The following is a 20465-nucleotide window of genomic DNA, read 5'->3' on the forward strand; positions in this document are numbered from 1 at the left end:
CCGCTGGCTAGCGCGCGGCCGCCTGCGCGCGCGGCTGGGTCGGCTGGCCGAGCGCGCGCAGCGTCTCCTTGACCGTCGACACGCGCACCGCGAGATCCGGCGTGCGCGTCTCGATCCGCAGCTTGTCCTGGCCGGCGAGCTTGATGTGCCGGTGCTTCTGCACCATCTCGATGATCCGCATCGGATCGATCGGCGGATTCGGCACGAACTGCAGCCCGATCGCCGCCTCGCTCGCATCGATCTTCACGATCCCGAGCGGCTTCGCGGCAAGCCGCAGCCGATGCGTCTCGACGAGCGCGTGCGCCTGCGGCGGCAGCTTGCCGAAGCGGTCGATCAGCTCCTCCTGGATGCCGTCGATCGAATCGCCGTGCTCGCAGTTCGCGAGCCGCTTGTACAGCGACAGCCGCTCCTGCACGTCGCCGCAATAGTCGGCGGGAAGGATCGCGGGCGCGTGCAGGTTGATCTCGGTCGTCGCGGCGAGCGGCGCGGTGAGGTCGGGCTCCTTGCCGTTCTTCAGCGCCTTCACCGCGTCGTTCAGCATCTCGGTGTAGAGCTGGAAGCCGATCTCGTGGATCTCGCCCGACTGCTTGTCGCCGAGCACCTCGCCCGTGCCGCGGATCTCGAGGTCGTGCATCGCGAGATAGAAGCCCGAGCCGAGCTCCTCCATCTGCTGGATCGCCTCGAGCCGCCGCTGCGCCTGCTTCGTCAGCGCCTGCGGATCGTGGACGAGCAGGTACGCATACGCCTGGTGGTGCGAGCGGCCGACGCGTCCGCGCAACTGGTGGAGCTGCGCGAGGCCGAACTTGTCCGCGCGGTGCATGATGATCGTGTTCGCGCTCGGCACGTCGATGCCGGTCTCGATGATCGTCGTGCAGAGCAGCACGTTCGCGCGCTGCGCGACGAAATCGCGCATCACGCGCTCGAGCTCGCGCTCGTGCATCTGGCCGTGCGCGATCACGATCCGCGCTTCGGGCACGAGCGCCTCGAGCATCGCCTGGCGATTCTCGATCGTCTCGACCTCGTTGTGCAGGAAGTACACCTGCCCGCCGCGCTTCAGCTCGCGCAGCATCGCTTCGCGGATCACGCTTTCTTCCTCGCGCCGCACGAAGGTCTTGATCGCGAGCCGCTTCTGCGGCGCGGTCGCGATCACCGAGAAGTCGCGCAGCCCTTCGAGCGCCATCCCGAGCGTGCGCGGGATCGGCGTCGCGGTCAGCGTCAGCACGTCGACCTCCGCGCGCAGCGCCTTCAGCGCTTCCTTCTGGCGCACGCCGAAGCGGTGCTCCTCGTCGATGATCACGAGGCCGAGCCGCTTGAACTGCACGTCCGACGACAGCAGCTTGTGCGTGCCGATCACGATGTCGACGCTGCCTTCGTTGATCTGCGCGATCGCCGCGTTCACTTCCTTCGCGGTCTTGAAGCGCGACAGCTCGGCGACCCGCACCGGCCAGTCGGCGAAGCGGTCGATGAAGGTCTGCGTGTGCTGCTCGGCGAGCAGCGTGGTCGGCGACAGCAGCGCGACCTGCTTGCCGCCCATCACCGCGATGAACGCCGCGCGCAGCGCGACCTCGGTCTTGCCGAAGCCGACGTCGCCGCACACGAGGCGGTCCATCGGCTTGCCGCTCGTCATGTCGCCGATCACGGCCGCGATCGCCGCGGCCTGGTCGGGCGTTTCCTCGAAGCCGAAGCTCTCGGCGAACTTCACGTAGTCGCGCGGCTCGAGCGCGAACGCGTGGCCCTCGCGGGCCGCGCGGCGCGCGTACAGGTTCAGCAGCTCGGCCGCGGTGTCGCGGATCTGCTGCGCGGCGCGGCGCTTCGCGCGCTCCCACTGCCCGGAGCCGAGCGCGTGCAGCGGCGCGCTGTCCGGATCGGCGCCGCTGTAGCGCGAGATCACGTGCAGTTGCGAAACCGGCACGTAGAGCTTGCTGTCGCCCGCGTATTCGAGATGCAGGAACTCGGTCTCGCCTTCGCCGAGATCCATCGACACGAGGCCCATGTAGCGGCCGATGCCGTGCTGCGCGTGCACGACCGGGTCGCCGACCTTCAGCTCCGACAGGTCGCGCACCATCGCGTCGACGTTGCTCGCCTGCTCCTGGCGGCGGCGTCCCGCGCGGCGGCCGAGCGCGCCGTACAGCTCGGCCTCGGTGACGATCGCGTAGCCTTCGCCCGGCACGGCGAAGCCGTTCGAAAGCGGCGCGACGCCGAGCGCGAAGCGTTCATCGCTCTCGAGCCACGCGGCGAAGCTGTCGCTGCCCGCGGGCCGCAGACGGTGCTCGGCGAACAATTGCGCGATCGTCTCGCGGCGGCCCGCCGATTCGACGGTGAAGAGCACGCGGTTTTCCGTCGTGTCGAGATACGCGGCGAGCGCGGCGAGCGGCTTGTCCGAGTGACGATCGAGCGCGAGGCTCGGCAGCGGCGTCGCCCAGCCGCCCGACGGCTGCGCGGGCAGCGCGATGCGCGCGAACGGCTTCGCGAACGCGTAGAAATCCTGGTCGGACAGAAAGAGGCGCTGCGGCTCGAGGATCGGCCGCTCGCGGTCGTGCGACAGGAACGCGTAGCGCTGCTTCGTGTCGTTCGTGAAGCGCTTGATCGCCGCGTCGAGATCGCCCGCGAACACGAGCTGCGCGTTCTCGGGCAGATAGTGGAAGAGCGTCGCCGTCTCGTCGAAGAAGAGCGGCAGATAGTATTCGATGCCGGCCGACGGCACGCCGTTGCCGATGTCCTTGTAGATCGGCGCGCGGCTCGGGTCGCCTTCGAACGTCTCGCGCCAGCGGCTCCGGAACGCGGTGCGCGCGGCCTCGTCGAACGGGAACTCGCGGCCGGGCAAGAGGCGCACGTCGCGCACCGGATAGAGGCTTCGCTGCGTGTCCGGATCGAACGCGCGGATCGAGTCGACCTGGTCGTCGAACAGGTCGATCCGGTACGGCAGCGGCGAGCCCATCGGGTACAGGTCGATCAGCGAGCCGCGCACGCAGTATTCGCCGGGCCGCACGACCTGGCTCACGTGCTCGTAGCCCGCGAGCGTCAACTGCGCCTTGAGCTTCGCCTCGTCGAGCCGCTCGCCCTGCGTGAACGCGAACGTGTATGCGGCCATGAACGACGCGGGCGGCATCCGGTAGAGCGCCGTCGTCGCGGGCACGAGCAGGATGTCGCAGCGGCCTTCGCCCAGATCGTGCAGCGTCGCGAGACGCTCGGACACGAGATCCTGGTGCGGCGAGAACGTGTCGTACGGCAGCGTCTCCCAGTCGGGAAGCACGCGCACGCGCGCGTCGGGCGCGAAGTAGCCGAGCTCTTGCGCGAGCCGCTGCGCGTCGACCGCGTTCGCGCAGATCACGGCGAGAAGCGGCACCTGCGCGCGGTGCACGGCGAGGTAGCGGGCGATGACGAGCGCGTCGGCGGAGCCGTGCGCACCGTCGAACGCGAAGCGCTGGCCCGCTTTGACGAGCGCGACGGGGGACTGCGATGGGGAGGCGTTGTCTGACATAACGGGCGGCTGGTTGGCGGGCGCCGGATGGGGACGAGCTCGGCGCGGCTCATCACGGCGAAAGACGTATTATAAAATCCGTCCTTCGATTTCATCTTTTCCGGCGTTTCCTTCCGTGACCTCCCGACTATTCGCCCTGATTCCGTGCGCCGGCACCGGCAGCCGTTCCGGCTCCGCGCTGCCGAAGCAATACCGCACGCTTGCCGGACGCGCGCTGTTGCACTACACGCTCGCCGCGTTCGACGCGTGCAGCGAGTTCGCGCAGACGCTCGTCGTGATCTCGCCCGACGATCCTCATTTCGACGCGCGGCGCTTTTCCGGCCTGCGCTTCGCGGTGCGGCGCTGCGGCGGCGCATCGCGGCAGGCGTCGGTGATGAACGGGCTGATCCAGCTCGCCGAATTCGGCGCGACGGACGCCGACTGGGTGCTCGTGCACGACGCCGCGCGCCCCGGCGTCACGCCTGCGCTGATCCGCACGCTGATCGGCGCGCTGAAGGACGATCCCGTCGGCGGCATCGTCGCGCTGCCGGTCGCCGATACGTTGAAGCGCGTGCCGGCGGGCGGCGACGCGATCGAGCGCACCGAGCCGCGCGCCGGCCTCTGGCAGGCGCAGACGCCGCAGATGTTCCGCATCGGGATGCTGCGCGACGCGATCCAGCGCGCGCAGCTCGAAGGCCACGACCTGACCGACGAAGCGAGCGCGATCGAATGGGCGGGCCATACGCCGCGCGTCGTGCAGGGCAGCCTGCGCAATTTCAAGGTCACGTATCCGGAGGATTTCGACCTCGCGGAAGCGATCCTCGCGCATCCGGCGCGCGCTTCCTGAACCGCATTTTCATCATCGCATCACACTCGGATCGAATCACATGGATTTCAGAATCGGACAAGGCTACGACGTGCATCAGCTCGTTCCCGGGCGGCCGCTCATCATCGGCGGCGTGACGATCCCGTACGAGCGGGGGCTCCTCGGCCACTCGGACGCGGACGTGCTGCTGCACGCGATCACCGATGCGCTTTTCGGCGCGGCGGCGCTCGGCGACATCGGCCGTCATTTCTCCGACACCGATCCGCGCTTCAAGGGCGCCGACAGCCGCGCGCTGCTGCGCGAATGCGCGGCGCGCGTCGCGCAGGCGGGCTTTTCGATCCGCAACGTCGACAGCACCATCGTCGCGCAGGCGCCGAAGCTCGCGCCGCACATCGACGCGATGCGCGCGAACATCGCAGCCGATCTCGGCTTGCCGCTCGATCGCGTGAACGTGAAGGCGAAGACCAACGAGAAGCTCGGCTACCTCGGACGCGGCGAAGGCATCGAGGCGCAGGCGGCGGCGCTCGTCGTGCGCGAGGCGGCGGCGTAATTGGCGGCTTGGGCGGCTTGATGGCTCGGGCGGCTCGGGCGGCTCGGGCGGCTCGGGCGGCTCGGGCGGCTCGGGCGGGCCTGAACGGCGGCGCGAGGCGCCACAGCCCGCGGGTAGTCGGGAAGCGATTGGGGTGACGGAAATCGCCGAATGGCCGCGGACGCTCGAAAAGGCACAGACGCTTGGAGCGTTCGAAGCGATTCAAGCCATGCGGTCGAAGTGATCCAACGTGCGACGAAGCAAGCCACGTTGCGCGCAACGACGTAAAGGGCCGGAGAAATCGACTGACCCGGGCGACCGGCGCGCCCTTGCCGGGCCGCGTTCCGGTGCGGAAACACAAACAAAACGCCACGCGACGGATGCGCGTGGCGTTTTGCGTTGCGGCGGCGGCCGTGCTCGCGATCGCAATCGGCGGCGACCGTCATCGCACCGTCATCGCATTCATTTGCCTTCGGCTGCGATCACCTGCGCGGCGGCGTTGATCACCGACGCGATGCGGCCGACGTCGCGCAGCTGCGTGACGGTCATGCCTTGCTCGTTCTTCAGGAGCGCGTAGTGCGACTTCACGCAGAAGTGGCACTTGCCGACGATCGACGCGGCGAGCGCGTACATCTCGAACTTGCGCTTGTCGACGCCGCCGTGCGACGCATACGCGCCCATCCGCAGCTCGGCGCGCTGCGTCTTCAGGTCGGCGTCGTCGGCCATCTCGACATACGGATACCAGGCGTTGTTCATCCCCATCAGCGCGGCCGCCGTCAGCGCCGCGTTGGTTTCCTCGGGCGACAGCACGCCCGCTTCGCGGATCGCGTTGACGAGGACGGTGCTCTTCGCCGCGAACGCCGCCGCGAGCGCCGCGCCGACCGCGTCGGTGCCTTCGAGCGACGAGCGCGAGATCGTGCCGTCGAGGTTCAGGCGAATGTCCTTCGCGTAGTCGGGAATCTGGGCCTTAATCGAATCGATGAATTCCATTGATATCTCCTATGATTGGGCCGTTAAAAAAGCCCGCAGGCATGACGCAGCGCCGCGGGCTTTCGTGCATCGAACGCTTACAGCGTCGCGCCGCCGATTGCGCGGTTGCACGGGCAGAGTTCGTCCGTTTGCAGACCGTCGAGAATGCGCAGGATTTCTTCCGGGCTGCGGCCGACGTTCAGGTTGTTCACCGACACGTGCTGGATCGTGTTGTCCGGGTCGACGATGAACGTCGCGCGCAGCGCCACGCCGGCTTCCTTGTCGCGCACGCCGAGCTGGTCGATCAGTTCGCCCTTGACGTCGCCGAACGAGTAGTGGTTCAGCTTGTCGAGATCCTTGTGCTCACGGCGCCATGCGAGCTTGACGAATTCGTTGTCCGAGCTGCCGCCGAGCAGGACGGCGTCGCGCTCTTCGAACTGCTTCGTGAGCTTCGCGAATTCGACGATTTCCGTCGGGCAGACGAACGTGAAATCCTTCGGGTAGAAGTAGATGACCTTCCACTTGCCCGGGAACGACGCTTCGGTGACCGTCTCGAAGGCCGACTGGCCATTTTCTTCATGATTGTTGAAGCCCGGCTTCGCGGCTACCACGGTGAAAGCTTCGAGTTTATCGCCCACGGTTTTCATGCGGATGCTCCTGTGTGAGTTGGGAAAAACTGCTACCTGCGGTCAAGCTACCTATGCGCTGCAACGTTTCCGTGACAGCATCGGAGACACTATAACTCTATTGAATTTTTCTTTCAATAGATTTTAACTAACGACTCTCATAGAAATTTTCAAAGACGCCGATAGGGTTCGACCATCGGATGAGGGATTCGTCGTGCGTCACGCGGCCGCACGCGCTTTCGCGCTCGGAAACTCCAGCGTGACTTCGAGGCCGGCGTCGGGCGTGCGATTGCGCAGCCGCAGCGTGCCGCGATAGCGACTGACGAGGCGCAGCACGATCGCCATCCCGAGCCCGGTGCCGTCGGCTTTGCTGCGCGCGGTGTCGACGCGGTAGAAGGGACGCATCACGAGCGGCAGCTGATCCTCGGGGATGCCGGGGCCCTCGTCGGCGACGACGAGCTCGACGCGCGCGTGCGTCACGCGCGTCTCGAGCAGGATGCGCGCGATGCCGTCCTTCTTGCTCTGTCCGTACTTGCGCGCATTCTCGACGAGATTGCCGATCACGCGGCGCATGTCCGTCTCGTCCGCCTCGATGACGGCCGCGGGCGCGAGGCGTATGTCGAGCTGCACGCCATCTTCGCTCACGATCCGCGCGGCGACTTCGCGCGCGACGTGCGACAGATCGACAGGCTCCGGCGTGCGCTGCGCGGGGCGCGCGTAGTCGATGAACGCGGCGATGATGCGGTCCATCTGCTCGATGTCGTCGACCATCGCGTCCTTCGTCGCCTGGTCGGACGGACTCATCTCGGTTTCGAGGCGCAGCCGCGCGAGCGGCGTGCGCAGGTCGTGCGAGATGCCCGCGAGCATCAGCGCGCGGTCCGCCTCGAGCTGCTCGAGGTCGCGCACCATCTGGTTGAAGCTGCGGTTGGTGTCGGCGGCGACGCCCATCCCGCGCTCGGGCAGCGGCTCCGGCGTCTGGCCGGAGCCCACCTTGCGCGCGGCGAGCGCGAGCCGCGAGAACGGCTGGTTCACGAGGCTCGTGATGAACGCCGAGCCGAACAGCGACAGCGCGAGCGCGAACAGGCCCCAGCCCGCCCATTGCAGGCCGGTGACGGTGTCGAGCTGATCGCGGTCGAGCGCGACCCAGTAGTCGTCGTCGTCGATCTTGAAGCTGATCCACACGCCGGCGATGTCGTTGACCGATTGCGCGATCACCGTGTCGTCGCCCAAGCGGCTGCGGATGTCGTGCTCGATGAGCCGGTTCAGCGACTCGTCGGGCTGCAGCTTGAACTTGTCAGTCTTTTCGCGCGGATAGACGCGCACGCCCTCGTTGCTCTCGAGATCCTGCAGCAGCGCGCGGCGCAGGTCGGGATCGGAATAGAGGAGGGCCGTGCGCGTGAGCTTCACGATCGCGACGAGCTGCAGCGCGACGCGCTGCGCGCGCGGCTCGCGCTCGATCACCCGGAAGCTCTGGAACCACGCGGCAAGACTCACTGCGATCAACAGCGCGATCAGCAGGAAGGTGCGCCAGAACAGCCCGCCGAACACGAGCGTCAAAAGGCGCCGGTCGATACGCATAGGACTGGCTGTGTAACTGGCGTCAAAGGCGTGGCGTCGGAGGCGTGTGCCGCGTCGAAACGGAAATCAGGCCGCACCGTCGGGGATGAACACGTAGCCGAGACCCCACACCGTCTGGATGAAGCGCGGGCTGCCCGGATCCGGCTCGATCAGCTTGCGCAGGCGCGAGATCTGCACGTCGAGGCTGCGGTCGAACACTTCGTATTCGCGGCCGCGCGCGAGCTCCATCAGCTTTTCGCGCGACAGCGGCTGGCGCGGGTGGCGCGCGAACACCTTCAGCACCGAGAATTCGCCCGTCGTGAGCGGAATCTCCTGGCCGGATTTCGTGAGCGTGCGCGTCGCGAGGTTCAGCGAGAACTCGCCGAACTCGAACACCTCGGTCGTCTCGGAGGGCGCGCCCGGCAGTTCGGCGGGCGCCTGGCGGCGCAGCACCGCGTGAATGCGTGCGACGAGCTCGCGCGGATTGAACGGCTTCGGCAGGTAGTCGTCGGCGCCCATCTCGAGGCCGACGATGCGGTCGACGTCCTCGCCCTTCGCGGTGAGCATGATGATCGGCGTGCGGTCGTTGCTGCCCCGCAGGCGGCGGCAGATCGACAGGCCGTCCTCGCCAGGCAGCATCAGGTCGAGCACGAGTAGATCGAAACGTTCGCGCACCCAGAGCTTGTTCATCGCCGTCGCGTTCTCGGCGACGTATACGTTGAAGCCCTGCTCGCCGAGATAGCGGCGCAGCAGATCGCGCAGGCGCGGGTCGTCGTCGACGACGAGAATTTTCGAGGGGTTTTTCGTTTCCATGAGTGGCATCTTATCGCGATTAGGAAAAACCGCGCGGTTGCGGCTTTCGACGGGTTACAGTCAGTTACAAAATTTACCCGCGCTATTGTGCCGAGTAAAGACAGTCGCGACAGACTCCTTTACTCGAAGACGACATTCGGTGGATACTCCCTCCACTTAACATTTACATGGTTTGCACGCCCGATTCTCGCAGGGTTTGTTCGTGTGCCAAAGGTAGCCGGTTGCCGCGTGACGAAGGGAACAAAACGACGAAAGAGGCGAGGCCAGTGATGCGGCCGACGAAGATGGCGTTCGTGCTGGCGCTCGCATGCGTCGGCGTCCTCGCTTCGGAGTTCGCCTGTGCGCAGCGCCCGGATCGCGGCGCCGCGTCGTCGCACAAGGTGCCGCGCGGCAAGGGCGCACCGGCGCGTCCCGCGTCGCCCGATCGCGCGGAGCCCCCGTCCCGCTCGGCCGCCGTTCCGCCCGATCTCGATCAGCGCCGCCGCGACGGCCACATGACGCCGGAAGAACGGCATCTCTTGCGCCAGCACATCGAAGACGCGGTCCGCGAACTTTACAAGCGTTGAATCGTTAAATCCTGCGCGTCGTCGGGCGCTTGCCGCCCTGAAAAACTCCGTATCAATTCGATCGTCAACTGCGCGTCGCCGCGAGCCGTTGAATCGCCATCACCGACGCTCGCGCGCCGCGCGAGCTGCCGTGGTTTTCCTCTTTCGGAGAACGGTCGACGATGAGCGATTCGAGCCCGGCCGGGCGGTCCCCGGCGAAGGCGGACCGGATGCCGGCCGCGATGCAGACGCTTCTCGACGCGGACGACGCGCGCTTCCTGCTGACGCGCACCGGCTTCTCGCCGCCGCCGCGCGACGTTGCGCATTTCGTCGGCATGACGCGCGCGCAGGCGCTCGCCGAATTGCTCGACGGCACGCGCACGCAAAGCGTCACGCCGCCGCCCGACTGGGTGCGCGAGTTGCCGCCGTCGCGCGCGGCGCGCGCCGCGTTCACGCCCGACGAGCGGCGCGCGGAGCAGCAACTGCGCAACCGCCGCTACGACGAGTTGCGCGCGTGGTGGGTGCGCGAGATGCTCGTGACGCCGTCGCCGCTCACCGAGCGGATGACGCTCTTCTGGCACAACCACTTCACGTCCGGCCAGGACAAGGTACCGTTTCCGCAAACGATTGCGGCGCAAAACGCGCTGCTGCGCGCCGATGCGCTCGGCAACTTCGGCGCGATGCTGCACGGCGTCGCGAAGGATCCGGCGATGCTGCAGTATCTCGACGGCGCGAGCAATCGCAAGGGCCGGCCGAACGAGAACTTCGCGCGCGAGGTGATGGAACTTTTCACGCTCGGCGAGGGCCACTATACGCAGCGCGACGTGTCCGAGGCCGCGCGCGCGTACACCGGCTGGGGGCTGGATCCCGACACGCTCGCGTACGTGTTCCGGCCGAACGTTCACGACGACGGCGTGAAGACCGTGCTCGGCGAAGCCGGTCGCTTCGACGGCGACGCGGTGCTCGACATCCTGCTCGCCCGTCCCGAGACCGCGCGTTTCGTCGCCGCGAAGCTGTGGCGCGAGTTCGTCTCCGATACGCCCGATGCCGACGTCGTCGAGCACGTCGCCGTGCGATTCAGGCAGAGCGGCTACGACATCAAGGCGGCGCTCGCGGGGCTGCTGTCGTCGGATGCGTTCTGGGCCGATCGCAATCGCGGCGTGCTCGTCAAGTCGCCCGCGGAGTTCGTGGTCGGCACCGTGCGGCTCTTCGACGTCGGCTATGGCGACGCCGCGCCGTTCGCGAACACGCTGCGCGCGCTCGGCCAGCCTCTTTTCTATCCGCCGAACGTGAAGGGCTGGCCGGGCGGCGCGATCTGGATCAACAGCTCGACGCTGCTTGCGCGCAAGCAGTTCGTCGAGCAGATGATGCGCGCGACGGAGGCGTCCGGCATGCGCGCGGCGCCCGGTTCCCACGACATGGCAGGCAAACCGGCGCCGGAGCGGCGAGGAATGCGCTTCGATCTCGACGCGTGGCTCGCCGCGTATCGGACGAAGCCGCAGGCGCAGCCGGACCTGTCGACTGAGCTGCAGATGCAGCACGCGGTGCTGCCGATTTCGCCCGTCGCGGCGATCGAGGCCGGCGCGACGAGCAGCGCGTACTTGCAGGCACTGTTGATGGACCCGGCGTATCAACTGAAGTGACGAACATGGAAACGACGACGAGGCGATGCCGCGCGACGCGGCGATCCGCGGGGCGCGTCAAACGTAGAACGAGGAAAGCAGGATGAAACGACGCGATTTTCTGGCCTTGGCGAGTCTCGCTGGCGCGGCGGGCGTATCGCTCTCGATGCCGCACGCGTTCGCGGCCACGGCGGCCGGCGCGGCGTCGGCCGCGCGCGGCGCGTTTGCGGGCGCATCGGGCGCCGCGAGTTATTCGAACCTGCTGGTTCTCGTCGAGCTGAAGGGCGGCAACGACGGGCTCAACACGGTGATCCCGTATGCGGACCCGCTGTACCGCTCGCTGCGTCCGACGATCGGCGTCAAGCGCGAGCAGGTCGTGCAGCTCGACGAGCGCGGCGCGCTGCACCCGGCGCTTGCGCCGCTCGTGCCGATCTGGCGCGACGGACGGCTCGCGATCGTCGAAGGCGTCGGCTATCCGCAGCCGAACCTGTCGCATTTCCGTTCGATCGAGATCTGGGATACCGCGTCGCGCGCCGATCAGTATCTGCGCGAAGGCTGGCTGACGCGCGCGTTCGCGCAGGCGCGCGTGCCGCCCGGCTTCGCCGCCGACGGCGTCGTGCTCGGCAGCGCGGAGATGGGGCCGCTCGCGAACGGCGCGCGCGCGATCGCGCTCGTCAATCCCGCGCAGTTCATCCGCGAGGCGCGGCTCGTGCAGCCGGTGTCGCTGCGCGAGCAGAATCCCGCGCTCGCCCACGTGATCGACGTCGAGAACGACATCGTCAAGGCAGCCGACCGGCTGCGTCCGCACGCGGGCACGCCCGCGCTCGCGACCGCGTTTCCGTCAGGGCCGTTCGGCACGTCGGTGAAGACCGCGATGCAGGTGCTCGCCGCGTGCGACACGCCGCAGCGCACGCCGATGCCGGGGCAGGGCATCGCGGTGCTGCGCCTCACGCTGAGCGGCTTCGACACGCACCAGAACCAGCCCGGCCAGCAGGCGGGTTTGCTGAAGCAGTTGGCGGAAGGGCTCGTCGCGATGCGCTCGGCACTGACCGAGCTCGGGCGCTGGAACGACACGCTCGTGATGACGTATGCGGAATTCGGCCGGCGCGCGCGGGAGAACCAGAGCAACGGCACCGATCACGGCACGGCCGCGCCGCATTTCGTGATGGGCGGGCGCGTGCGCGGCGGCCTGTATGGCGCGCCGCCCGCGCTCGCGCGGCTCGACGGCAACGGCAACCTGCCCGTCGCGGTCGACTTCCGTCAGCTTTATGCGACGGTGCTCGGCCCGTGGTGGGGACTCGACGCGACGAGCGTCCTGCAGCAGCGCTTCGAGCCGCTGCCGTTGTTGCGCGCGTGACGGGCGGCGCGCGTCAGCGGCGCCGCGCGGCGCGCCACGCGATCCACAGCTTGCGGATCGGCGTGAGCGCGAGCCGCTGGTGCAGCACCTGGAAGCCGTCGCGCTCGATCTCGTCGAGCACCGCGAGCGCGAGCGCGCCGAGCGCGCGCAGCGTGCGCTGCGCGCGGCGCTCGTCGGCGGGGATGCCGGACAGCGATGTGTTGAGCGCATCGCGCGCACGCGATGCCTGGAAGCGCATCAGCTCGGTGTATGCGGAGCTGTAGCGGCGGTTGAGGAGGTCGGCCGCCGTCACGCCGTAGCGCTGCAGTTCGTCGATCGGAATGTAGATGCGGCCTTGGCGCGCGTCCTGCCCCAGATCCTGCACGAATTGCGCGAGCGTCAGCGCGTGCCCGAGCGGCTGCGCCCAGCGCGCGCCGTCCGCGGCCGGCCGGCTCGCGCTCGCGCGCGCGACGAGCTCCGCGAACGTGCCGCCCGTGTGGTCGACGTAGCGGCGCAGGTTCGCGAAGTCCAGATAGCGCGCCTGCTCGAGATCCATCCCGTAGCCGGCGACGAGCGTCTGCAGCGCGTCGGCTTCGCGTGCGATGTCCGGATGGTGCGCGGCGAGCGCCTGCGATACCGGATGCGACGGATTGCCGGCCGCGAGTGCGGCGAGTTCCTTCTGCCACCACGCGAGCTTCGTGTGGCCGATGGTCGGATCGCTGACTTCCTTCACGGTCTGTTCGAGCTCGCGTCGCAGCGCGAAAAGCGCGGCGACGAGCGGCTGGCGCGCGAGCGGCGCCTGGCGCAGCGCATAGTAGATGCTGGAGCCGGGCGGTGCGGCTTTCTGCTGGCAGTATTCGTCGAAATTCACGGGGACGGGAACGAGTGGGGCGAGATCGGCTCGGACGGGCGCGGGGCCGTTCGACGGCACGGCGTCGCGGCCGCCGCGCGCGGACATCGGCGAATTTTAGCATCGCGGCAAGGGAAAGGCCGGCCGCTAGAGACAAGCGTAGGGAGATCGGTTAGAATCTCGCGCTCGCGCTTTTCGGGCGGTCGCGGCAGCGACGCGCAGGCCCGTTCGGCGCAGCATTTTTCGCGTGCGTGAGTGGCGAAATTGGTAGACGCACCAGGTTTAGGTCCTGACGCCCGCAAGGGTGTGCCGGTTCGAGTCCGGCCTCACGCACCATCAAGTATCTTCAAGCGACACCATAAGGCACCATAAGGCATTTGTTTTCAATGACTTGCGTTGCTTTTCGGGCCTGCCTCTCCCCTCCAAAGCATCACTCTAAAACACGCTAAATTACGCCTCACTACGCATAAATTACGCAGAGGGCTACGCATGGCGTCGTTCAGAAAGACAGCGGCTGGTGGCTGGCGCGCGGAGGTCTACGTTAAAAGCGTGCGGGATTCAGCCGTTCGTGACACGAGGCGCAAGCTTGGGCGCTTAAGCGCGAGACTGAATTGAGGTCGATCGCGACCGGGCAAGGCAGCAAGACCCATACGGTTGGTGACGTGCTTGCGGAGTACCGCGATAAGGTAAGTCCTAAAAGCGTGGCGAGCAGTGGGAGCGCTTTCGCCTTGCTCTGATCGGCCGAAAAAAAATCAATGGACGGCCCCCTTCGCCGAAATTCGCCTCGCCGATCTGAAGCCTGCGCACGTTGCTGCATGGCGTGACGAGCGCTTGAAAGAAGTATCGCCGGCAAGCGTTAACCGTGAAATGACCCTGTTGTCTCATGCGCTCGACACTGCGCGCAAAGAATGGGGTTGGCTTGCATCGTCACCCATGAAGGAGATCAAGCGACCAACGCCTGGGCCCGGCCGCGAACGCCTTATCTCACAGTCCGAAATTGACGCGATGACACTTGCGCTTGGATTTCAGGATGGCATGCCAGTCCGGTTCGCATCGCATCGCAGTGCGTTGCCGTTGCGTTCTTGTTTGCGATCGAAACCGCCATGCGCTCCGGGGAGATTATTGGGCTACGATCGGCCGCACACGCTGTTCTACGTTGACCCGCCGTACTTCGAGACGGAAGGGTACGGCGTCGCGTTTCCGTTCTCGGAGTACGAGAAGATGGCCGAGCGGTTGCGATCGATCAAGGGACGGGCGATCGTCAGCCCGAATGACCATCCGGAGATTCGGCGGGTGTTCGACGGCTTTCACATCAAGAGCGCGCCGATTCAGTGCACGGTGGGCGGGGGGAAGGGCGTCGAGCGTCGCGAGCTGGTTATTTCCAGTTGGAACGATTCAGCCGAGCCGGCCGAGTTGTTTTGATGAATGCAGCCGGCGCGATAATCGCGCCGGTTGGCTCAGATATCTACGTAGGCGGGGAGCAGGTCTTGATCGACGAGCCGGATCTCGATGCGGTTCGCGATCGCGATGTGCTCGGGGTTGTCGACCGAGAACGGGGCGTCCGTGACGCTGACGATGATCGTGCCGGTCTGTTTACCTTTGGCGGGTACGGGAATCAGCGCGCGGGCCTCGGGAACCTGCTGTTGCGTGATGATCTTCGGCAAATAGAGCATCCAGCCGACGCCGGGCTTGTCGTCGAAAACTTGCTTGTCGACATACCCGAACGGCTCGACGGTGACGTAAGCCGGGGACGTCAGTTGAGTGATGTCTCTGACGACGTCTATCGCTTGGTCGGCACTAAATACGGACTCGTCATTGAAATCCGCTTCAATCTTCTTCGGGCGTTCCTTTGCGGCAACGAGAAAGGTCAGAGTTGCGCCGGTACTCTCATCGTCGCCTCCGTCCCAAAGCGATATGATTTGCGGCTGATGGGGCGCATCCGAAAACTCCGTCCTCAGGACAGCTAGCGCGGGCGTGGTCGGCTTCCAGTTTTCGAAGGCGGGGTAAAGGTGCGCTTCCTCTTTCGTATCGCCAGTCAAGTACCATGTCGATAGAGCGGGGGCACGTGCGTGAATCGCCTTTGCAATCGCTCCGAGTTGCTCGAAAACCACGGGCAAATCAGCCGCGTCGTGCAGAGGATCTCTGAATCGGGACGTAATTTTCATGTTCAACCAGTAACAACGAAAGGAATGCCATTTTCCGCGAGCGTGGTCCGAAAATAGGACATCGTGAGCGGTGTTTGGAAATAGTACTTCAGCTTCGTCGGTGGGTTCGCGTGTATCACCATCGCTCGCACCTCGATCTCGCGAGTAATTTTGCTGAACCCCTTGAACCACCTGAAAGGCTTCTTCGTACTGCGACTGAAGAACTGGTCATAGTCGCCTTTTGCTTCCTGTAGCAGACATTCGTCGCTCCGAAAGCCGTCGAAGTCGACGTTGTACCAGTTCCATTCCTCGCTCCACCCTTCCTCGACGCTGTAGGGGCGGCCGGTGATTCTTCCTTGATACTCTCGAGGCTCTCGATTCATCCGGTAGCGGCGGCGCACAGGAGTGCCCGTTTGTTCGGGCGGGCACTTCTTGCAGCTCTCTCCGGTGCGCGGCAAAGCCCGCACATCCGGCGTCGCCTTGCTGTCTTCCTTCGGCGTGTCACCCGACAGACTCGCCGTTCCCGCCGCCGTCGCCCCGCCCAACAAGGCGACGCCAACGCGCGCCAAGATCGGACCAAGCTCCACCGCCGCCGCTTCCACGATCGGAACCACCAATCCCGCCATGTTCCAGCCCTCCGTCTGGGTGTTCGATGCGCCATCTGATGACGCGTAGATAATCATGAAAACGCGCGTCGGCCGAGCGGCCGGGGCGCATGATCCACGCCTTCGTCGCGGGCTTTTCGTAGAAGCCTGGCGCATACGCCTCGAGCCTCAGAAACGCGACGATATTTTCGTCTTTCTGAATACCGAACGCGCGTGCGGCGCGATACGCGGTCCAAAGCCGGGACGACAGGCTGCCGTCATCGGCGAACGCCGGATTCTCCTTCACGAGATCCTGCCGAACGCGCTCGACGAAGCCGCGCTCGTCGATTTCCGCCAGTCCGGCGACCTGTTCAGCGGTCAGTTCAAGCATGCGGATGCACTCCGGTCAGCCGTCCGTCGATCTCGACGAGCCAGTCGTACGTCGCGACGAAGAATTGCGTGCGCTGCGGGGCGCTCATTACGCGCGCGATGTCGGGCATGATGCGCGCGTCGTAGAACCGGAGCAGCGCCGTGTGACCGTTCGGGAGCCGCACGTCGAGGTGCTCGCGCAGCTCGGCGGCCAGCCGCTCGAACGGATATGCGCTGATCAGCCACGACATGCCGACCGGCCCGGCCGCGAGCTCGGCCAGCACGCGCCGGATCGACCCCGGCGCGAGCGCGTAGTCGATCAGCCACGGGCCGTGATCGGCGAGCGACGCGTCGGGCGTGCCGTCGAAGAGCGCAATCGAATAGTTCGCGCGACGCAGCGGCGGGGCGTCTGACGCCTCGGCGAAGAGCAGCGCGTCGACCACCGCGAAGAGCCGCGCAGGCAGTGTGATTTGCTGGCGGCGCATCTCGAAATGCGCTTCGATGGTCGGCGGCGTCATGGTCATCCGCGTGCGACCATCGTCGCGGCATTCTTCGCCGCCGCCTTCAGGCATTCGAGGCAGAGCGTAGGGGAAGGGGCGACCGCGGCCGTCGCTGCGGCCACCGATCCGCCGGGCGAACCACCATCCCCGCGTTCGCCCGAGCCGACATCGTCGATCGTTCCCGTGCCCTGCGACGCGATCAGCTCCGCGCCGCAGGCCGTGCGCATGCCCTCGACGGCGGTGTCGCGGTCGCCAATCGTGTGCGGGTAGCGGCGTCCGAGCAGATCGGGGAGGATCGGGAAAACGCCTTTGCAGCGCGGGCAAAGTACCTTGTGGCCGACGCCGGCCACATTGCGTCCGTTGAGCGTGAACGTCGGCGAGCCTTCGAGCACCTTGCCGCCGTGCGTCGTCGTGTCGCCGACGCAGATGATCGCGCGCTTGACCACAGGGCCCTCTCATGGGAATTTGCGTGCGAATTTACCATTGAGGATGCCCGGCGGACGACTGTTACGGTTGTGCAGCCGCAACACCTGCCAGTTCTGTCAGTTGCGTGGTGTCTCGCGGTACTGAGCAGAGGAGCGTTGTACTCGTCATAGATCGAACGGGCATCCCAAAGCAGCGTTACCCACTGGTCCTTGACCGTGATGCACGCCGATCGAACATTCGACCTTATGGGTGTGGCCGTATGCGCTCTATGGCTGCCCAACCGAATTTGTACAACTCGTTTCGGCGCAGATCGCGCAGTCTTTGGAAAGGCCTATGTGGGTCTAATTTCCCTTCCTCGTTGGTCGACCGTCGTACCAATCTGGGATCTTCGCGAGCGGCTTTCGCAACTTTGAACGTGCCGTAGCCGCAGGTAAGCGACGCTGCTGAAGTGAAGATCGGACAAACCCACTTCATGTTCGCGATCAGTCGCCACAATTCGCGGGCAATGGTGTGCTGACGGCTGCAACAGCGCGGAGTGGCGAATCGGTTCATTCATTGGGGAACCGATTCGCATGACATGCGCTTATGGGATTGTAATGCCGTGATTATCACTTTCTCCGGTCACGCCCGATTGATTCCCACTGTGGAGCAGCCCCCGCGAAAACCGGACACGTGGTAACGCTTAAATTATGAGGTAGTCTTCTGCCTATGTTTAAGCCTAACCACAACGTAGAACCGGTCGAAGTTCTGACCCAGCCGGAGCAGCGCCGCCGGCGTTCTGTCGAGGAGAAGCTCGCGATAGTGCGCGAGACGTTCGAGCCCGGCGCGACAGTTTCCGGTGTTGCCCGTCGCCATCAGGTGAATGCCAACCAGGTCTTCGGCTGGCGCAAGCTCTATCAGGATGGAAGCCTGTCGGCCGTCAGTGCTGGCGAACAGGTGGTTCCGGCATCGGACCTGGCCGAAGCGATGAAGCAGATTCGCGAACTTCAGCGGCTGTTGGGCAAAAAAACGATGGAAGTGGAAATTCTCCGCGAAGCAGTGGAGTACGGTCGAGCAAAAAAGTTGATTGCGCGCTCACCATTGCTGCCGGGGGACGACCGTTGAAGACGGTCTGTGAAGTCCTGGGTGTGTCGCGCGCGAATCTCGCGGTCAAGTCGAAGCGTCCTGCTGAGTGGGTCGACCGGCGCAAGACGCCCGTTCTGGATGACATGCCGCTCGTCACCGAACTGCGAGAGCTGGTTGCCGACCTGCCCACGTACGGCTACCGGCGCGCATGGGCGCTGCTGAGGCGAAGCCGGGACGCGCTGGGCCAACCTCGCGTCAATGCAAAGCGGGTGTATCGCGTCATGCGTCGCCACGGCCTGCTGCTCGAACGCCGACCTCGTCATGTCCCATCGACGCGTCGGCACGATGGCAAGGTCGCGGTGGACAGAAGCAACGTGCGCTGGTGCTCGGACGGTTTCGAATTCCGCTGCGACGACGGTGCCCCTTTGCGCGTCGTCTTCGCACTGGACTGCTGCGACCGGGAAGCCATGAGCTGGGCTGCGACCACCGGCGGTTACACCGGTGACATGGTGCGCGACGTGATGCTTCAGGCGGTCGAAAACCGTTTCGCCGGTGCGTTGAAGGCTGACAGCGAAATCGAGTGGTTGAGCGACAACGGTTCCTGCTACATTGCCGACGAGACAATGACGTTCTCGCGTGAAATCGGCCTGAAGCCGGTCACGACACCCGTCAGAAGTCCGCAGAGCAACGGGATGGCCGAGAGCTTCGTCAAAACGATGAAGCGCGATTACGTTTCGTGGATGCCCAAGCCCGACGCCCGAACGGCGCTGCAGAACCTGGCCATTGCGTTCGACCACTACAACGAGTCGCATCCGCACAGCGCCTTGAAATACTGCTCGCCGCGCGAGTTTCGCCAGCAAGCAAATTCTCCAACCTAAGCGTGACCGCGTGTCCGGTCATGCAGGGGCAAGTCCACACTGTTACCAGTAGTCCAGAATATGTACAGATATTTGTGTTGACTGGGGGGGCGGATCGCCGTACTGATTGCTGGCGAGGAAAACGCGCGTTCACTGGCGTATTGCCTTTGAACCTGTTGCGTGACGTCAATCGTACTGTTCCATACGCCGTAGCCGGCATTGGTTATCGTGGAGTTCATAGCTGTCCTCGAAGAAGTTGCGTTTCATGTACGACAATTCCACAAGTTGAGAGGGAAGATAGCATGCATGACACGTCGGAGTGGAGTTTTCGACGTTGTCTAGCCCGCGCGTGTGAAGATGACGTAGAACGCTGTGTTGAGGATAGAAATCCCATATTGAGGGTAGTGCGTCTGGCAATTCGTAGACCTACTAGTTTTAGTAGGTATGGCTGAACTCGAACATCGAATTTATTGGTGCGTAGCTTACTTGACGTTGCCCATGGTACGTGACAAAGTTTGTACGTGGGTCGTGCTTGCTTTTTCGTCTTTCAGGGGGTATCTAAAATGCCTGCCAAGAAGCTACGTAAGTCGACGGTTAGTGCGTCCAACGTTATTGATGATCCAAAGCAAACTCTACAAACGTTCAATCTTTTGGACCTACAGCAGTACACATCTGAGGGCGCTTATTCAGAGAACGCCAGCAACGACGTTCATCTGTTTTATGTCGGTAGGGATGATGTTCACGACATCCTTAAGCATATCCTCTCGCGTGTGAGTGTGTCGCTATATCTGAATATGTTCGGCTACGATGACCCGGAGCTCAACGATATCCTGATGCAGTTGGCGGAAGACCAGTCAGTCACGATGCTAGTAACGCTTGACCGATCGCAAGCCAAAGGCGTGAAAGAGAAAGGCATTCTTAGCAAAGACTTGATCCAGAATGCGGCGGCGCTTAATACACACTTTGCGATTGGCGAGTCGCTCACCCATCAGATTAGCCATACCAAGGGATTCGTGGCCGACGGACGGGTTGCTCTCGAAGGGTCGACAAATTGGTCTACAACAGGGGAAGGGATCTTCATAACTCGTGCCGGCAGTAAACCTGTGGCAGGTGGCTTGGGCTATAAAGCTCAGAACAATACCGCCTGCGTAATCACCGATCCCGACTCGATCACACGCTTTCAGACTGAATTGATCAGGGAGCATATGGCTGCAACGAGCCAAGATAATTCAAAACCTGCCGATGCTCTAGGCGGAGCAGCATCCAAATCGCAAAATAAGAGATAGTGTCGAAAAGTGGCATAGCGGCGGTTACCGGCCAGAAGCGGGCATTGACATGCATAGTAAATGCAGACGTTCGACGGTCGTTTCGGGATAAACAACAGCCT

Annotated in this window: 19 protein-coding genes, 1 tRNA gene and 1 pseudogene; 10 read left to right on the top strand and 11 right to left on the bottom strand. The window is 64.8% G+C overall.

Annotation, left to right across the window (positions count from 1 at the left end; all coding sequences use genetic code 11):
- Positions 1-7: 7 nt before the first annotated feature.
- Positions 8-3481 carry a transcription-repair coupling factor gene (gene mfd / locus BG90_RS15210; protein WP_010115887.1) on the bottom strand — a complete coding sequence of 1158 codons (3474 nt, stop codon included), beginning with the start codon at positions 3479-3481 and terminating at the stop codon, positions 8-10.
- 115 nt (positions 3482-3596) lie between these two features.
- On the opposite strand from mfd, the gene ispD reads away from it, so the two are divergent.
- Together ispD and ispF are read left to right on the top strand one after the other, a co-directional pair.
- Positions 3597-4307: a 2-C-methyl-D-erythritol 4-phosphate cytidylyltransferase gene (gene ispD / locus BG90_RS15215; protein ID WP_010104426.1), complete on the top strand. Its 711-nt coding sequence runs from the start codon at positions 3597-3599 to the stop codon at positions 4305-4307.
- A 40-nt stretch (positions 4308-4347) separates the two neighbouring features.
- Positions 4348-4836, top strand: coding sequence for a 2-C-methyl-D-erythritol 2,4-cyclodiphosphate synthase (gene ispF / locus BG90_RS15220; RefSeq protein WP_010104424.1), 489 nt, complete (start codon positions 4348-4350; stop codon positions 4834-4836).
- A 441-nt stretch (positions 4837-5277) separates the two neighbouring features.
- On the opposite strand, the gene BG90_RS15225 is transcribed toward ispF, so the two are convergent.
- The 4 genes from BG90_RS15225 to ompR form a co-directional block, all read right to left on the bottom strand.
- Positions 5278-5805 carry a carboxymuconolactone decarboxylase family protein gene (locus tag BG90_RS15225; protein ID WP_010104419.1) on the bottom strand — a complete coding sequence of 176 codons (528 nt, stop codon included), beginning with the start codon at positions 5803-5805 and terminating at the stop codon, positions 5278-5280.
- Between the two features lie 77 nt (positions 5806-5882).
- The gene (locus BG90_RS15230; RefSeq protein ID WP_010104417.1) at positions 5883-6431 is read right to left on the bottom strand and encodes a peroxiredoxin; all 549 of its coding nucleotides are present in this window, start codon (positions 6429-6431) and stop codon (positions 5883-5885) included.
- 198 nt (positions 6432-6629) lie between these two features.
- Positions 6630-7988: an ATP-binding protein gene (locus BG90_RS15235; RefSeq protein ID WP_025989870.1), complete on the bottom strand. Its 1359-nt coding sequence runs from the start codon at positions 7986-7988 to the stop codon at positions 6630-6632.
- 66 nt (positions 7989-8054) lie between these two features.
- The gene (gene ompR / locus BG90_RS15240) at positions 8055-8789 is read right to left on the bottom strand and encodes an osmolarity response regulator transcription factor OmpR (protein ID WP_004192636.1); all 735 of its coding nucleotides are present in this window, start codon (positions 8787-8789) and stop codon (positions 8055-8057) included.
- Between the two features lie 78 nt (positions 8790-8867).
- Between ompR and BG90_RS32905 the strand changes: the two genes are divergently transcribed.
- The 4 genes from BG90_RS32905 (at position 8868) to BG90_RS15255 (ending at position 12304) form a co-directional block, all read left to right on the top strand.
- Positions 8868-9050 (top strand): hypothetical protein, encoded by a 183-nt coding sequence (locus BG90_RS32905; RefSeq protein ID WP_010104413.1) that lies wholly within the window; start codon positions 8868-8870, stop codon positions 9048-9050.
- Complete coding sequence (locus BG90_RS15245) at positions 9050-9346, top strand: hypothetical protein (protein WP_010104412.1); 297 nt, start codon at positions 9050-9052, stop codon at positions 9344-9346. The genes BG90_RS32905 and BG90_RS15245 overlap by 1 nt, the downstream gene beginning before the upstream one ends.
- Before the next feature lie 209 nt (positions 9347-9555).
- Entirely contained in the window at positions 9556-10968 is a 1413-nt protein-coding gene (locus BG90_RS15250) for a DUF1800 domain-containing protein (RefSeq protein ID WP_010115885.1), read from the top strand.
- An 82-nt stretch (positions 10969-11050) separates the two neighbouring features.
- Positions 11051-12304: a DUF1501 domain-containing protein gene (locus tag BG90_RS15255; protein WP_025989869.1), complete on the top strand. Its 1254-nt coding sequence runs from the start codon at positions 11051-11053 to the stop codon at positions 12302-12304.
- A gap of 13 nt (positions 12305-12317) precedes the next feature.
- Here the strand turns inward: BG90_RS15255 and hpnD are convergent, their stop codons facing one another.
- Positions 12318-13154 (bottom strand): presqualene diphosphate synthase HpnD, encoded by an 837-nt coding sequence (gene hpnD, locus BG90_RS15260; RefSeq protein ID WP_010115884.1) that lies wholly within the window; start codon positions 13152-13154, stop codon positions 12318-12320.
- Positions 13155-13382: 228 nt separating this feature from the next.
- Here hpnD and BG90_RS15265 point away from each other — a divergent pair.
- A tRNA-Leu gene (locus BG90_RS15265) sits at positions 13383-13469 on the top strand.
- A gap of 792 nt (positions 13470-14261) precedes the next feature.
- A pseudogene (locus tag BG90_RS15270) lies at positions 14262-14555 on the top strand (hypothetical protein); the annotation flags it as partial.
- Between the two features lie 35 nt (positions 14556-14590).
- Here BG90_RS15270 and BG90_RS35140 read toward each other — a convergent pair.
- The 5 genes from BG90_RS35140 to BG90_RS15295 are packed head-to-tail and all read right to left on the bottom strand — an operon-like array spanning position 14591 to position 17176.
- Complete coding sequence (locus tag BG90_RS35140) at positions 14591-15298, bottom strand: immunity 52 family protein (RefSeq protein ID WP_025989868.1); 708 nt, start codon at positions 15296-15298, stop codon at positions 14591-14593.
- A 2-nt stretch (positions 15299-15300) separates the two neighbouring features.
- Positions 15301-15894, bottom strand: a complete 594-nt coding sequence (locus BG90_RS15280) for a restriction endonuclease fold toxin 5 domain-containing protein (RefSeq protein ID WP_232355209.1) — start codon at positions 15892-15894, stop codon at positions 15301-15303.
- On the bottom strand, positions 15779-16252 hold the full coding sequence (locus BG90_RS15285; RefSeq protein WP_045568201.1) for a hypothetical protein: 474 nt from the start codon (positions 16250-16252) through the stop codon (positions 15779-15781). The genes BG90_RS15280 and BG90_RS15285 overlap by 116 nt, the downstream gene beginning before the upstream one ends.
- The gene (locus tag BG90_RS15290) at positions 16245-16748 is read right to left on the bottom strand and encodes a DUF4123 domain-containing protein (protein WP_045568202.1); all 504 of its coding nucleotides are present in this window, start codon (positions 16746-16748) and stop codon (positions 16245-16247) included. The genes BG90_RS15285 and BG90_RS15290 overlap by 8 nt, the downstream gene beginning before the upstream one ends.
- A gap of 2 nt (positions 16749-16750) precedes the next feature.
- Positions 16751-17176 carry a PAAR domain-containing protein gene (locus BG90_RS15295; protein WP_045568203.1) on the bottom strand — a complete coding sequence of 142 codons (426 nt, stop codon included), beginning with the start codon at positions 17174-17176 and terminating at the stop codon, positions 16751-16753.
- A gap of 688 nt (positions 17177-17864) precedes the next feature.
- On the opposite strand from BG90_RS15295, the gene BG90_RS15305 reads away from it, so the two are divergent.
- A protein-coding gene (locus BG90_RS15305) for an IS3 family transposase (RefSeq protein ID WP_107950792.1) occupies positions 17865-19099 on the top strand; the annotation gives its coding sequence in 2 pieces (ribosomal slippage) (positions 17865-18219 and positions 18219-19099; 1236 coding nt in all).
- A 542-nt stretch (positions 19100-19641) separates the two neighbouring features.
- Positions 19642-20364: a phospholipase D-like domain-containing protein gene (locus tag BG90_RS15310; protein ID WP_232288873.1), complete on the top strand. Its 723-nt coding sequence runs from the start codon at positions 19642-19644 to the stop codon at positions 20362-20364.
- Positions 20365-20465: the final 101 nt, after the last annotated feature.

Source organism: Burkholderia oklahomensis C6786, from assembly GCF_000959365.1.
Lineage (GTDB): Bacteria > Pseudomonadota > Gammaproteobacteria > Burkholderiales > Burkholderiaceae > Burkholderia > Burkholderia oklahomensis.

Coding starts and splice junctions, on each gene's coding strand:
- BG90_RS15225 (WP_010104419.1), bottom strand. CDS start 5,805: ATGGAATTCATCGATTCGATTAAGGCCCAGATTCCCGACTACGCGAAG.
- BG90_RS15245 (WP_010104412.1), top strand. CDS start 9,050: ATGCGGCCGACGAAGATGGCGTTCGTGCTGGCGCTCGCATGCGTCGGC.
- mfd (WP_010115887.1), bottom strand. CDS start 3,481: ATGTCAGACAACGCCTCCCCATCGCAGTCCCCCGTCGCGCTCGTCAAA.
- ispF (WP_010104424.1), top strand. CDS start 4,348: ATGGATTTCAGAATCGGACAAGGCTACGACGTGCATCAGCTCGTTCCC.
- ompR (WP_004192636.1), bottom strand. CDS start 8,789: ATGCCACTCATGGAAACGAAAAACCCCTCGAAAATTCTCGTCGTCGAC.
- BG90_RS15250 (WP_010115885.1), top strand. CDS start 9,556: ATGCCGGCCGCGATGCAGACGCTTCTCGACGCGGACGACGCGCGCTTC.
- BG90_RS15235 (WP_025989870.1), bottom strand. CDS start 7,988: ATGCGTATCGACCGGCGCCTTTTGACGCTCGTGTTCGGCGGGCTGTTC.
- BG90_RS15310 (WP_232288873.1), top strand. CDS start 19,642: ATGCCTGCCAAGAAGCTACGTAAGTCGACGGTTAGTGCGTCCAACGTT.
- BG90_RS35140 (WP_025989868.1), bottom strand. CDS start 15,298: ATGAAAATTACGTCCCGATTCAGAGATCCTCTGCACGACGCGGCTGAT.
- BG90_RS15255 (WP_025989869.1), top strand. CDS start 11,051: ATGAAACGACGCGATTTTCTGGCCTTGGCGAGTCTCGCTGGCGCGGCG.
- BG90_RS15285 (WP_045568201.1), bottom strand. CDS start 16,252: ATGCTTGAACTGACCGCTGAACAGGTCGCCGGACTGGCGGAAATCGAC.
- BG90_RS15290 (WP_045568202.1), bottom strand. CDS start 16,748: ATGACGCCGCCGACCATCGAAGCGCATTTCGAGATGCGCCGCCAGCAA.
- BG90_RS15230 (WP_010104417.1), bottom strand. CDS start 6,431: ATGAAAACCGTGGGCGATAAACTCGAAGCTTTCACCGTGGTAGCCGCG.